We start from the raw sequence: 14,600 nt of genomic DNA on the forward strand, positions 1-14,600 counted from the left end.
CCTTCCCCTGTCTAATCCACTTTTTAGAGTCAGATCACACCTTTCCCTGTTTAAGGTTGGTAATTTGGTTACCAGAAAAGATAACAACTTTTAACATTCAAGCATAAAGGTGATTTTATGGCTGCTAAATTTTTTATACCATCTGTCAATGTGTTAGGCAAAGGTGCCGTCGACGATGCCATAGGCGATATCAAGACATTAGGTTTTCAGCGCGCACTCATTGTGACCGATAAGCCCTTAGTAGAGATTGGCTTAGTCGGCCAGGTCGCAGAGAAGTTAGGCGCCGCAGGTATAGTGACAACCATCTTCGATGGCGTCCAGCCAAACCCAACGTCAGGCAATGTCGAAGCAGGTCTTGAACTACTCAGAAGCCACAACTGTGACTTTGTCGTTTCTCTGGGTGGTGGCTCTCCACATGATTGTGCCAAAGGTATTGCCCTGGTTGCTACCAATGGCGGCAGCATCAAAGACTATGAAGGTCTGGATATGTCAACCAAGCCTCAGCTACCACTGGTTGCTATCAATACCACAGCCGGCACCGCCAGCGAGATGACACGTTTCTGTATTATCACAGATGAGTCCCGACATATTAAAATGGCTATCGTAGATAAGCACACGACGCCTATCTTGTCGGTCAATGACCCAGAGTTGATGCTGGCGAAACCAGCCGGACTCACAGCTGCTACCGGTATGGATGCCCTGACCCACGCCATCGAAGCCTATGTGTCTATCGCCGCGAATCCAATTACAGACGCCTGTGCTATCAAGGCAATCGAGCTGATCAAGGCTAACCTGACTGAGGCGGTCGACAATGGGCAAAATATCGATGCCCGTGATCAGATGGCTTATGCACAATTCTTAGCTGGCATGGCATTTAACAACGCAAGCTTAGGTTATGTCCATGCTATGGCTCATCAGCTAGGTGGATTCTACGATCTACCACATGGGGTGTGTAATGCCCTCTTGCTCCCCCATGTTCAGCAGTACAATGCGCAAGTCGCAGCACCAAGACTCAAAGATGTGGGTAGGGCCATGGGCGTAGATGTATCAAATATGAGTGATGAGCAAGGTGCCAGCGCAGCCATTGATGCTATCAAAGTATTGGCAGCTGCCGTAAAGATCCCCGAGAACTTGACCAAGCTGGGTGTCAAAGCCGAAGACATTCCAACACTGGCCGATAACGCGCTTAAAGATGCATGTGGCTTTACTAACCCTAAGCAAGCAACTCATGCAGAGATCTGCCAAATATTCACTAATGCGCTCTAATTCTAATCACGCTAGATAAAGCACAGGTACATAACCTGAGATAACAAAGCCCAAGACTAACAGTCTTGGGCTTTTTGTTGCAAGAGATAATCAGACAGAATCAGATACACATAGATACTGGAAATAGGTAATCAACACCCTTTTAAATACATAAGGTGAGTTACTCCAGATAGTAAATTTGTGACTTATCTCTAGCTAAGGCTTATACACTTGTTATAAAGTGGTGAAAGTTAGCTTTTTCCCTGCAAAGAATCAGCAAACTAGAAGGCCCGCAACTTTTATAGTTTGCGGGCCTTCTTCATTTGTTTTATCAGAAAATATACAGCTTTATACCAGTTGATTAAGTTTTTTGCTTTCATGCATCTTTAGCTCAACTTCTTCAATAAGCTTCTCGGCATCAACTTCCGAGATTATGCCTTCATGGGTCAGCTCCTGGATCTTCTTTCGCTCGGTATTGAGTAATATTCTTAGGGCCAAATAAGACTCAACCCGTTCCACTAAATGTGGTGAGTCCTTACGAAAATCATTTAAGGTGTTATCGGCAAATTGATTCACTAAGGTCATCTGCTCCAAAGCCGTCTCTAACTGCTCGACCTCTAAGGACAAACTAGGCGCAAGTTCGAGAATATAAGTACTCGCCTCAAACAAGCCTCTGGCACTCTCGAAAGTAATCACATGCTGCTTATAACTCGCCCCTCGAGCATAAACACCTATGATAGGCATGTTTGCACACTGATTAGCCCACCTAGGGATCTGCCAATGCTTAGCGATAAAGGGTCTGGGCCAGATCTGCGGCGTGCCGTCTAACGCCTTCTCTATCGCACCGATTAAAATATGAGTAGCATCTTGGCTAAGTAAGCCTTTGGCAAATTGATTCCAGTAAAATTGCCGCTCCGATTCAAGCAGCTTTCTTTGGTATTCCACCTGAGTATCGATACTCTCTTCCTCTTTATAAGGCGTCGCTACTGTGACAATATTGCGATCTACAGCCTGCCAATTAACAGCCTTCAAGTGTTCATCTTGTTTAAGGCTCTCCCTCACCTTGACCATTTCATCTGAGATCTTATGCTGCACCTTAGCAAAGGTTTTCTGCTTGGCTTTCGGCAGCTTATCGAGCCCAAGTTTTGCCATCACAAACCGCATACTAGAGCCATTGACTACGATGGTGAGTACCACTATACCCGCGGTGAGAAACAGAACCTGATCCCTTAATTGAATATCCAAGGACTCATTGGTTGCCACGATTAATGCCAATGCTAAGGAGACTGCCCCCCGCAAACCTCCCCAAATCAAGACGATTGATTTCTCCTTGGTCAAGCCTATGCCTATTCTGGCTAAGATCGGCATAAAGCCGACAATCACCATGGTTCTAATGACCAGTATTCCAGCAAAGATCACTGCTAAGTACTGCCAATTGGCTAAATCGGCAAGCCCCAGTCGAGTCGATACTACCAAACCGACTAAGATGAAGATTAAGGTGTTAAACAGATAAGACAAGGTATGCCAAAAGTGATGTAGGTGCTCCATCACCTCGGGGGAAAACCTTGTTCGACCAGGACCTGCATAAATGAGCGCCAGAGTAACCACACTCACCACACCCGATGCATGAAACACATGCTCAGACAAATAAAACACCAGATAGGGCAAAACTAAGGTCAGCGCGATTTCTATTAGGCTGTCATTAAACAAGGACCCGATAAACTTCAAGCTAATTGCGGCGACAACGGCGCCGATAAGCACGCCTATGGAAACAACTCGGGTAAACTCGCCTATCACATGCATGAAACTAAACTCGGCTTGAGCCTGAGTCGCTAGACCCATGAACAAGGTAAACAAAACGATAGCGGTACCATCATTGAGTAAAGACTCTCCCTCAATTAACGTTTGCAGCCTAGCTCTTGAGCACATCTCTTTTAACAAGGAAACCACAGCAACCGGATCTGTTGCGCTGACAATCGCACCAAACATCAAAGCTGTGCCCACAGACCAATGCCAAGGTAAAACGCTAAGGCTTAACAAGGCGGTGATCACAGTGCAAAGTACCATCCCTGGGATCGCTAGCAGGGCGATTTGAGAGAACATACGCTTAAACAAATGAACTTCCAGTGAAAAAGCCGACTCAAAAACCAAGGCAGGTAGAAAAATAAACATGATAAGGTTTGCGTCTAGTTGGCTGGCAAGCAGAAAAGCTGATTTAAGTTCATGCAAGAAGGGAGTCTGAATATCGTAATCTAACACTGAGCCAATCAACATACCTAGGACTAATAGGGCCACAGAGTATGGGATTGCCGTATTTTTCAATAGCCTGCGTAACACGATCCCTAATATTATCGCTACCACAAAAAATACTAAAAGCTGTAAGGTCATTTGCATATGCATATGCATCACCCAGACATTAGTATCGTCTATTAAAAGTAGTCCTAAATCATCAATTAATCACGTTTATAAGGCTCTGAGAGCCCCACAAAAAAGCCCAAACTAACTCGCTTGGGCTCTCTTGACGGAATAGACTTAAAGATTCAATTTATGTCGCTTTAGCTTCTCCCTTAAACTTCTCTCGCATCTTCTGCATCATCACATAGAAAACAGGAACTAACAGGGTACCAACGATAGTGGCCGCTAACATACCGCCAAACACCGAATAACCTAAGGCACGTCGACTTCCCGCACCAGCACCTGTTGCGATAACCAGAGGTAATACCCCAAGCAAGAAAGAGAAAGCCGTCATCAATACCGCTCGGAATCTCAATCTAGCAGCCGTTTCCCCCGCATCGAGAATACTCTTACCCTCTTCACGCAGTTGCTTGGCAAACTCCACAATCAAAATAGCATTCTTACACGCCAATCCAATCAAGAGCACCAGACCTATCTGTGCATAGAGGTTCAAGTCTGCGCCCACCAGCCAGATATTAAGGAAAGCCCCTAATACCGCAATAGGCACAGCCAGAATAACCGCGAAGGGTATGGTCCAACTCTCGTACTGAGCCACTAAGAAAAGGTAGGTAAACACCAAAGCCAGAGCAAAAATCAACGGCGCTAAATTACCCGCCTTAATCTCTTGATAAGTCTGACCCGTCCACTCGAACGTATAACCCGCAGGCAGAGTCTCATTAGCCGCTCGCTCCATGGCTGAAATCGCATCGCCCGAACTAAAACCTGCTGCAGGGAATCCATTGATGGTGGTCGAGCTGAACATGTTATATGAGGTCATCACGTCAGGACCTAATATTGGGGTCACTGTCACGAGTGTACTCAGAGGGACCATCTCCCCGCTTTTAGAGCGCACATAGAAACGCGAGATATCTTGATCAGAATTTCGAAATTCTCCTTCGGCCTGCAAGATCACCCTAAATACCTTGCCGTAACGGTTGAAATCGTTAACGTACATGGAGCCCAGCATGGTTTGCATGGTTGAGAAAATCTCGTTAAGAGAAATCCCTAACGCCTTCGCCTTGTCTCTGTCTACATCCACGTACATCTGCGGTACATCTGCACGGAAATTACTGAATGACATGGCGATTTCAGGCTGTTCATTGGCTTTCATGATCAAGGCTCGCATCACAGAAGCTAGCTCCTGAGGCGTTCTTCCCTGAGTATCTTGCAACACGAACTCGAAGCCACCGACACTACCCACGCCAGGAATAGGCGGCAGTGAGAATGCCATGGCTTTCACTGAAGGATTAGCCGAGTACTTAGCTTGCAGCTTGGCAACTATCGCAGCCTCCACCATATCCGGTGTATCTCGCTCCTCCCAAGTTGAGAGAATCACGATCATCAAACCGCCATTAGAGGCTACTGACCCTGATAAGATACTGAAACCACTGGCATGGATCACATTTTCGACCCCTGGCTCGGCTAACGTTAACTCGACCAGCTCTCGCATCACCTCTTCGGTACGGTTAAGTGACGCACCATCTGGCAATTGAATATCCACCATAAAGGATTTCTTATCTTCCATGGGCACGAAGCCAGAAGGTAAGATCTTAGCTAAGCCTCCCGTTAGGGCGATCAGACAAACATAAACAATGAGGACTAAAGAAAGTTTACGAGTCAGTGATGACACCAACTTCATGTACTTACCTGTCACACGCTCAAAATGCTTGTTGAAGGTGGCATGGAAGCCTTTGGTATGTTTCTTTGGCGGCCTCAGAAGAGAGGCACACAGAGCTGGACTTAATGTCAGGGCGTTAATCGAAGAAATGAGTACTGCGATACATATGGTCACAGAGAACTGGGCATACATCTGACCCGTGATCCCAGGCATGACGGCCGTAGGAGCAAACACCGCCAATAATACTAAGGTAGTCGCGATAATAGGCCCAGTGACCTCTTTCATCGCTTTAGATGTCGCTTCTTTGGGTGATAATCCCTCACTTTCCATCAAGCGTGTGACGTTCTCCACCACCACAATCGCATCATCGACCACAATACCTATGGCCAAGATCAGGGCAAACAGAGATACAGTGTTTATACTCATGCCAAAAACGAGCAGGAAGGCAAATGTACCGATTAGTGAAACAGGAATAGCAATGGCAGGAACCAGAGTCGAGCGTACATCTTGCAAGAAGATAAACACCACTAAGACTACAAGTGCTATGGAGATAAACAGGGTTTGCACTACCTCCTTGATTGAGGTTTCCACAAACTCGGTGGTGTCATAGAGAACCTCATATTCCAAATCTTTTGGAAACTGCTTAGACAGCTTGGCCATCTCAGTCTTAATCGCCGCACCAACTTCCAATGCATTAGCATCGGGTGACTGATAAATGGAGATAATTGCCGAAGGCTTATTATTGAGCTTACCTTGTGCATCATAGGTCTGAGAGCCAAGTTCGACGCGAGCAATGTCGCCGACAACCACTTTAGAGCCATCGTTGTTGGCGCGGATCATCACCTGACGAAACTCTTGGGGATCCTTCAAACGTCCTTTGGTTTGTAATGTGTACTGAAACTGTTGATCCGGATCCACTGGAGCAGCGCCAATACGCCCCGCTGCGACCTGAATGTTCTGCTCTTGTAGAGAAGCGATGACATCCGACGCCGTTACACCAAAACTGGCCATTTTATCTGGATCGAGCCAGATACGCATGGCGTAATCCAGCGCACCAATCACCTGTACTTTAGACACACCATTTTGGCGCGCTAATGAGTCGGTAACATTGAGTCCAGCATAGTTGGTGATAAACAGAGAATCGAAAGTCTCCTTGGGGGATACTAAGTTCACCACCATCAAAATGTTCGGGCTCTGCTTCTCAACCGTGACACCTTGACGTTGCACCTCAGAGGGTAGCCTTGGCATGGCCTGTTGTACGCGGTTCTGTACTTTTACCTGAGCCATGTCGGCGTCGGTACCCACATCGAATGTCACACTCAAGGAGTAGCTACCATCGTTGGCGCTCTTAGACTCCATATAGAGCATGTCTTCGACGCCATTCACTTCCGCTTCCAGTGGCTGGGCTATGGTATCTCTAACGATATTAGCACTGGCACCGGAATAGCTGGTCGACACATTAATCTGAGGTGGCGCTATCTCAGGAAATTCCGACACAGACAAGATCGGAATAGAAATCAGACCCACAAGCGTCAATACCGTCGAAATGACGAAGGCAAACTTAGGCCTGTTGATAAAAAATTCACTAATCATGACATTCCCCTATTAGCCAATGACAAAGGCAAAGGCAAAGGCAAACTTAGGCTAATTTTAGAGCCACCAATAAAAAACTCACTCATATACATTAAGTCCTACTTAGCATCGCTGGCAGTGGGTGTAGCTTGAGTATTTTGGAATGGCACTATTTCTTGCTCGACAGCATTAACCTTGATACCCGGACGGATCTTCTGTAAACCATCGACAACGATACGCTCGCCATCATTGAGACCACTAAGCACGCGCCAATCGATACCGAAACGTTCACCTAACTCGACGATACGCTTCTCTACTTCATCTTGCTCATTCAGCACCATGACGAAGCGACCTTGCTGATCTTCCTGTACTGATGCTTGAGGAATGAGTAAGGCTTGTTCTTTAATGGGTGACTCGATAACCAGAGTCACAAACAGGCCTGGAAGCATCAATTTATCATCATTTTTAAACGTTGCCCTAAGGGGTAATGTTCCCGTCGCAGCATCGACCTTATTACTAATAAAATCGATGTAACCTGTCTCATTAAACATGGTACCGTTTGGCAATCGAAGGCTGATCACGATATCTGAAATCTTCACTTCACGTTTTTCCGCCTGTGATAATTTCTGTTGTGCAGAGATGAGTTCCTTCTCTGCAACCTGGAAGTTAACCCACATAGGTTGTAGCTGAACCAGATTCGCCATCTCGGAATTTGGGGTGATGATATCACCGGTACTGACCTTAGCATTACTGATACGACCGGAAATAGGCGCGTAAACCTTAGTATAACTAAGTTGTAATTCAGCGCCTTGCACAGCAGCCTCAGCTTGTACGACACCCGCTGCAGTAGTGAGCTTACGGGAAGTTAACTCATCCATATCTTGAGCACTGATCATGCCATCTGGGAGCAGTCTTCTGCCACGCTCCCAATTCATTACCGCCACATCTCTCGATGCTAGTGCCTGCTTAAGCACCGCTTTTTGCTGAGCTAATTCGGAAATATAATTGGCAGGGTCGATCTCAAATAACAGATCGCCGGCATTAACGTCATCTCCCTCAACAAACGCACGCCTGAGTAATTGGCCCTGAATTTGAGACTTGATGGTGACATCTTCAGATGCCCTGGTACGTCCCACTATCTCAGATTTAGACTGAATTTCTTTGGTACTAGCCGTATTGACAATCACACTTGGAAGCATCGCAGCTTGAGGCGCCGGAGCTTCTCCACAGGCTGTAAGTTGTAGTGCTACGATGAAAAGAGCGCACCACTTTAGAGTTGAAACGGTTCTGGCCAGCATTTAAGCCTCCGGTAGAGTAATTCAAATTTTTTATCCTGAAATTATAAGCAGATAACTGCAGCAATAATAGCTATTCACAAGTTTATTTCATTTATTTCACAACCTGTCTATTAGCAAGCTATCACTCATCACCTCCTTTGCAAATCGAACAACACTTTCCCTCACATATGTATCCTTAATCGAAGACATTCGATTAGAAGTTCAATGTGAGCCTTCCCTGTATTATCAACTGCAAATATATAAGCTAAAAATGAGTAAGTATCACCTTTACTGATGGATGTTGATTCTTATACTGAAAGATCGTAAATCACACAGCTAGAGAATCAATTAGCTGTTGCTTTATTAACCGAAGACGAAACAAGAGAGATAAATAGTCAGAAAGTGAGATCTAGCACAAGGTTATCTGGGTTTGAGTCATGCTAAAAAAGAATTACAGCAAGTTCACTATTACTCATTGAAAAGAGACGGACGAGCGAAAGTAAACTTATATGAGTAAAGACGAATAAAAGTTGACCGATCAGAAAAGCAATGCCTATGATGGCATTAGTAATCGCAAACAAGTAGGTAATATATGACAGCAATCTCACATGTATACAACTATACCGTTCGATGCCCACACGTTAAAGATCCTGCACACCCAACTACATGGGAAAACCATATTGAGTTTAATCAATCTTGCGAAATTGGATTAAGCCGAATCACAAAATGGCACGGCCGTTCAGGCAACCGTATCTTTGAACTGGATGGATTCGTCGTTAGAGAAGCTGAGGCCGAGAGCGCTTATTTCTCGATGCAAAATAAACGAATTAAAGGCGACGGCCATGTGCTGGTAACCTTTAAAATTTTCATGGATGAGTCGACGAAAGACACATCAGTACAAGAGATCATGCAGCATCTGATAGCAGACCTTGACGCAAAACTAGTTAATCTCTAGCCCACTAATACCAATTGGTATAGAAGCTGCGGGCAAAGCCCCATATGCGAGCTAAAAACTGCCTCTTTTATGAGGCAGTTCACATTTTATGACTTAAATAAACAAAAAATGCCCAAGTTCCCCATAAAATACCTGCGCCATGCCCACAATAAGTAGCTTGCTATGCTTTAGGTTCATCGCCTAAGCCGCTAAAATAGTCCGGCCAACTAACTTTGAGTATTAAAAAATGAAATTATCCTTAATGGCATTAGTCATATTTATCGGACTTACGGGCTGCGCCGACCTACAAGATGCCGGGCGCACCATTGGCCAAACCACCAAGGAAGTCACCACAGAGATAGGTCATGCAACGAGAGATGCAACTAAAGCCATAGGCCATGCCTCTCGTGATGCGGTCAAATCGGTAAAAGAAGACTTAAACGATGAAGGTGAGAGTAACAAATAATGTATACCGAGTCGGCCCAGCCCCTCGCTTTAAATCCTCAAACTAGAACCCCAGCCAGAATAGAAAAATGAACACACTGAAACTCACCTCCTGCATGGCTCCGAATGCCGATGAATTTGTAAAGTCTTTAGCTCAATACCTGGCTAAGAAGTTGAATACCCAGATAGAGGCTTGCCTGGATATCCCCTGGCAAGAGAGAGAGCTAGGTTTCGATGCCGGCGATATCGAAATATGTTGGATCTGTGGCCTTCCCTATATCTGGAAAGTAGATAAACCCAGTCCCCAGGTTGAATTGCTGGCGACACCAGTGTTAAAGGGCAAGCGTTACCGTAATAGGGCCGTTTATTATTCTGATGTGGTGGTACATAGGGATAGTCCAATCCGCAACTTTGCCGATCTTGAAGGCAAACGCTGGTCCTATAATGAACCACAGTCCCACTCCGGCACCTATGTAGTGCGTGATCATTTGGCTAAGATGGGCACGGATTGTCGATATTTTGGCAAGGTAGTCGAATCTGGTGCCCATCAGAACTCGATACAGATGATCTTAGACAACCTAATAGACGCATCAGCTATTGACAGCTGGGTACTGGAATTAGAGCTGATCAAACGACCAGAGCTCACTTCAAAGCTGCGTGTTATAGATACCCTTGGTCCCAGCGGCTTTCCGCCCTGGATGATATCTAAGCTCGTCCCTGTTGAATTACGCAGGCGCATTAAACACCTTTTAGTGGAGATGCACCAAGATCCTATTGGCCGGAGTATATTAGACAAGGTAGAGATCTCACATTTCACCGCCAGCCAAGACAGAGACTATGATCCTATTCGTAAAATGGCTCAAAGCGCCGAGACCATAGAGTGGGCCGAAATTTAAGCCATAAGCTCTTTCACCATGATGAGCCCCTGAGCGAGTAAAATAAGCGTAAAAGGGGATCTGGATACCAAATATCTACCTAGCCTATTTTACTTGCACCTCTGGCTTATGTTTTATCAGCTCTTTTACTATGATGCCTGCCTGAGCGAGTAAAATAAGCGCAAAGGGGATCTGGATACCAAATATCTACCTAGCCTATTTTACTTGCACCTCTGGCTTATGTTTTATCAGCTCTTTTACTATGATGCCTGCCTGAGCGAGTAAAATAAGCGTAAAGGGGAGCGCGCCAAAAATCGCGATCTGCTTATTCAAGTCGATATTATTTTTTAATACCAGAGCCGCTGTTATCGCTACTAGCACTAAGCTCCACATCAACTTAGATTTTATCGCCTGGCTACCAGTCATCATACTGGTGACATAAATTGCCGAGTCGGCACTGGTGATCACAAACGTAATCAACAGCAAGATGGCGCTATAGGTCAGGATTTTTCCGAAAGCCAAGTTATCGAAAAAGGTAAACAAGCCTAAGGTAAAATCTGTATTGGTCGCCTGTACTACATCAGGCAAGATACTCATCTCAAATACACTGCCGCCAAAGGTACTAAACCATACGATGGTGGTCATAGTAGGAATGAGTATGGTGCACAGCAGATATTGACGTATGGTACGGCCGCGGCTGATCCTGGCAATAAAAGGGCCGACAAATGGGGCCCAGGCAATCCACCAGACAAAATAGATGATGCTCCAACCTTCACTCCAATCACGAGAATTCTCATCGATAGAGAAAGAGACTGACGGCAAGAGTTGCAGATAATTCAAGCTAGAAGTGACCACTGTAGTCGCCACAGAGAGTGGATCAACGAGTGCAATCACCGCCACCAGCATGACGACAACGAACAGCAGATTAAACAGGCTCATCCGCTTAATCCCTTTATCCAGACCCATAGTAGATGAAAGGGTGAAGGCTAAGGTGATGGCAACTAGCAGGCCTAGCCGAAAACTAAGTCCTCCGGTATCAAACCCAATACTCTGCTCCACACCACTCTGAACTAAGGCTATTGTGTTAGCCAGAGTTCCCGCGACTCCGAAGATCACCGCCACCACAGCCAGAAGATCGAATAGCTGATAGCGGCTTGACTCAGGCTTATCGCTGAAGCTAGCCGAAATAGTCATAGGTCTTGACTTGTTGAAAGCAAACCATGCCATGACCAGACCAGAGATAGCATAGAGGCTCCAGGCATGTAGTCCCCAATGGAAATAGGTCAAGGCCAGGGCGCTATCTTTGCCTATATCATCGGCAGACACGAATGCAGGGGGATGGGCATAATGGGCAATGGGCTCGGCCACCCCCCAAAAGATAAGCCCAGATCCCATACCCGCGGCGAACAACATAGATGTCCAGCTGACAAAACCGAATTCGGGCTTAGCATCTTCACCTAAGGTTATTTTCCCCCAGGGACTCAAGGCGATTGCCAGAGATAAAATCACAAATAGGGAGGGGATGATGATGAAGACTAGGCCAAATTCATGGATGACGTAACTGGTTAGCCCAGCCACCAAAGATATTGCCGCCTCAGGAAATATGAGGAAAGCTGACGCCGCGATACAACAGCAGATAAGGCCTATGGACTCCCGACTCAATTTACTCATCAGGTTTTGGATGGAATGCGTTAATGTGTTCATAGCTGTGACAAGGTTTTAATGTCCGGCATAGTAACAAGCACAGGCCGGAAGGTATGAATTAGCCCGCTAGCCTAACACACCCGCAATAAAAAGGACTAAGCCTATGCCGAGTCCTTAGTCACTTGTGCCCTAACTCACTTAAATTATTAGTCACTGAAATTCTTAGTCACTTGAATCTATAGCATCTAGATTCATGCTGCATTTGCACGTATCCCATGGGGAATAGGCAAGCCCTGATCATTAACGTTTACAAAGACCATTTTATCTATATAGACCACAGGAAGACGGGTCACCTTGTTTCTCACTTCACAGCGCACGGTTATCGAGCTGGATCCTGCACTGATCATCTCTAAACCGAACTCGATAACATCTCCCTGCCTAGCCGGGGTTCTGAAATTAATCTCCGAGATAATCTTAGTGACTATGCTCTGGCTACTCATCTGGCATCCAGCAAAGATGACCGCCTCTTCATCTACCCAACTTAATAGCTGACCACCAAAGAGTGCATTTGCAGGATTTAGGTGCTCAGGTTTGATAAATCTACGGCTGTAATATTTCATTTATATCTCCCTTCTTGAAAAGTTATGGCTCAAAAGTTAATCATTTTAAATGTCTGCCCACAAAATTCGGAGCCTGAGACAAATCTTCATATTGAGTGCCACCAAATACCCATTAATAGGTATAAAAATAGAGACCACATTTAAATTAACTAATAAACAATAACTTATTAAGATTTAAAATGGATATATCGCACTGAGAACGAGCAAGTATCGGCAAGATGCACGGTTAGCGAACAAATTAATTAAAACAAGAGATGAGTAAACATCATTAAAGCTAACTTACAACAAAGTCACAAAACTTACACATTGCTTACCCATTTCTGTCATACAAATCACAGACAATCGTCGCGTCTAAAAAATGAAATCCCAACATACCTCAATAAAATAAGGGTGATGATAGTGATTAATATGAAAAAAGTAGCTGCGCTCGTTTCATGCAGTTTAGTGACTATGGCTACCAATGCCGCCGTTTTACCTGCCACACAAACTGACAGTCAATGGTTCAAAACCAGTGCGCAAGTTGTCAGCGATAAAACCCTGCAAACGAATAAAACCCAAGCCAAAAATGTCATTCTTTTTGTCGGTGATGGCATGGGGGTTTCGACTCTCACGGCGGCACGTATCTATCAAGGTCAGCAGATCCAAGGTAATCAAGGTGGCGAAGAAAATTTTCTCAGCTTCGAGCAGTTTCCTAACACTGCCCTAGTTAAAACCTATAACACTAATCAGCAGACTCCAGATTCTGCTGGCACCATGACCGCCATGGCCACAGGGGTTAAGTCTAAAGCCGGGGTATTATCAGTTTCAGATGCCAGCCTTCGCGCTAACTGCTTATCCTCCAAAGGCAATGAGTTAATCACCCTGGTCGATTTGGCCAATGCCAAAGGGCTATCAACTGGAGTTGTTAGCACGGCCCGCATCACACACGCCACACCTGCTGCGACTTATGCCACAACACCTGAGCGTAACTGGGAGGCTGATAGCAATTTACCCACTGAAGCTATAACCAATGAGTGTAAAGACATTGCGTACCAACTCGTTATGCGAGATGAAGATAATGCGCTGAGTGTGGCACTCGGTGGTGGTCGTCGTAACTTCATACCCGATACTGTCACCGATGGTGAAAACAAGTCGGGTCGCCGTAGCGACGGTGTCGATTTGACTCAAGCCTGGACAGAGAACTTCAGCAACGCCGCCTATGTATGGGACAAGGAAGGCTTCGATGCCATAGATGCGGACTCGACCGATCATCTATTGGGTCTGTTCAACTCGTCTCATATGGAATATGAAGCAGACCGTATGGACGATACCGCTGGTGAGCCCTCACTCACAGAGATGACAACAAAGTCTATCGAGATCCTCAACAAGAATGAGCAAGGTTACTTACTTATCGTCGAGTCGGGTCGAATCGATCACGCTCACCATGCGGGTAATGCTCATCGTGCTTTAGTGGACACGGTAGAGCTATCAAACGCAGTAAAAGCCGCATTTGATAATACCAATCCCGATGAAACGTTAATCATGGTAACCGCAGATCACAGCCATGTATTCACCATTGCAGGATATCCTGAGCGTGGTAATCCCATTCTTGGTCTGGTCCACAACGTAGGTGGTGAGCTAGCCATCGCCGATGATGGTAAACCTTACACTACATTGGGCTATACCAATGGCCCTGGCGCGGTTATCGCTCAGCGTGATGATCTTTCATCAGTCGATACTGAGCAGAAAGACTTTATGCAGCAATCATTAGTCCCATTAAGCAGCGAAACCCATGCGGGTGAAGATATTACCCTTCATGCAACAGGCCCAGGTTCTCATTTGGCCCAAGGAGTTATCGAGCAAAACGTCATCTTCCATATTATCAACCAGGCACAATCGCTTGGCGGCACAAAATACTAATCTAACAGTACTCATTTG

The 14,600-nt window shown here is 45.6% G+C and carries 10 protein-coding genes; 5 read left to right on the forward strand and 5 right to left on the reverse strand.

Going from position 1 to position 14,600, the window contains the following annotated elements; translation table 11 throughout:
• Positions 1–117: 117 nt before the first annotated feature.
• A complete protein-coding gene (gene yiaY / locus sps_RS11370; protein WP_077752634.1) occupies positions 118–1,266 on the forward strand; it encodes an L-threonine dehydrogenase in 1,149 nt (382 codons plus the stop codon).
• Between the two features lie 327 nt (positions 1,267–1,593).
• Here yiaY and sps_RS11375 read toward each other — a convergent pair whose 3' ends face one another.
• From sps_RS11375 to sps_RS11385, 3 genes are all read right to left on the reverse strand, one after another.
• Positions 1,594–3,645: a cation:proton antiporter gene (locus sps_RS11375; protein WP_077752635.1), complete on the reverse strand. Its 2,052-nt coding sequence runs from the start codon at positions 3,643–3,645 to the stop codon at positions 1,594–1,596.
• A gap of 145 nt (positions 3,646–3,790) precedes the next feature.
• Positions 3,791–6,910 (reverse strand): efflux RND transporter permease subunit, encoded by a 3,120-nt coding sequence (locus sps_RS11380; protein ID WP_077752636.1) that lies wholly within the window; start codon positions 6,908–6,910, stop codon positions 3,791–3,793.
• A 98-nt stretch (positions 6,911–7,008) separates the two neighbouring features.
• On the reverse strand, positions 7,009–8,187 hold the full coding sequence (locus tag sps_RS11385) for an efflux RND transporter periplasmic adaptor subunit (protein ID WP_077752637.1): 1,179 nt from the start codon (positions 8,185–8,187) through the stop codon (positions 7,009–7,011).
• 571 nt (positions 8,188–8,758) lie between these two features.
• Here sps_RS11385 and sps_RS11390 point away from each other — a divergent pair.
• The 3 genes from sps_RS11390 (at position 8,759) to sps_RS11400 (ending at position 10,440) form a co-directional block, all read left to right on the forward strand.
• Positions 8,759–9,121, forward strand: a complete 363-nt coding sequence (locus sps_RS11390) for a cytoplasmic protein (RefSeq protein ID WP_077752638.1) — start codon at positions 8,759–8,761, stop codon at positions 9,119–9,121.
• Positions 9,122–9,347: 226 nt separating this feature from the next.
• A complete protein-coding gene (locus sps_RS11395; RefSeq protein WP_077752639.1) occupies positions 9,348–9,566 on the forward strand; it encodes a hypothetical protein in 219 nt (72 codons plus the stop codon).
• Positions 9,567–9,633: 67 nt separating this feature from the next.
• Positions 9,634–10,440: a PhnD/SsuA/transferrin family substrate-binding protein gene (locus sps_RS11400; protein WP_077752640.1), complete on the forward strand. Its 807-nt coding sequence runs from the start codon at positions 9,634–9,636 to the stop codon at positions 10,438–10,440.
• Positions 10,441–10,635: 195 nt separating this feature from the next.
• Here sps_RS11400 and sps_RS11405 read toward each other — a convergent pair whose 3' ends face one another.
• Together sps_RS11405 and sps_RS11410 are read right to left on the reverse strand one after the other, a co-directional pair.
• Positions 10,636–12,123: a BCCT family transporter gene (locus sps_RS11405; protein WP_237158060.1), complete on the reverse strand. Its 1,488-nt coding sequence runs from the start codon at positions 12,121–12,123 to the stop codon at positions 10,636–10,638.
• 191 nt (positions 12,124–12,314) lie between these two features.
• Positions 12,315–12,683: an acyl-CoA thioesterase gene (locus sps_RS11410; protein WP_077752641.1), complete on the reverse strand. Its 369-nt coding sequence runs from the start codon at positions 12,681–12,683 to the stop codon at positions 12,315–12,317.
• Between the two features lie 393 nt (positions 12,684–13,076).
• Here sps_RS11410 and sps_RS11415 point away from each other — a divergent pair, with 393 nt between their 5' ends.
• Complete coding sequence (locus tag sps_RS11415) at positions 13,077–14,582, forward strand: alkaline phosphatase (protein ID WP_077752642.1); 1,506 nt, start codon at positions 13,077–13,079, stop codon at positions 14,580–14,582.
• The last annotated feature ends 18 nt before the right edge of the window (positions 14,583–14,600 follow it).

Origin of the sequence: Shewanella psychrophila, from assembly GCF_002005305.1 — a bacterium.
Classification (GTDB): Bacteria; Pseudomonadota; Gammaproteobacteria; order Enterobacterales; family Shewanellaceae; genus Shewanella; species Shewanella psychrophila.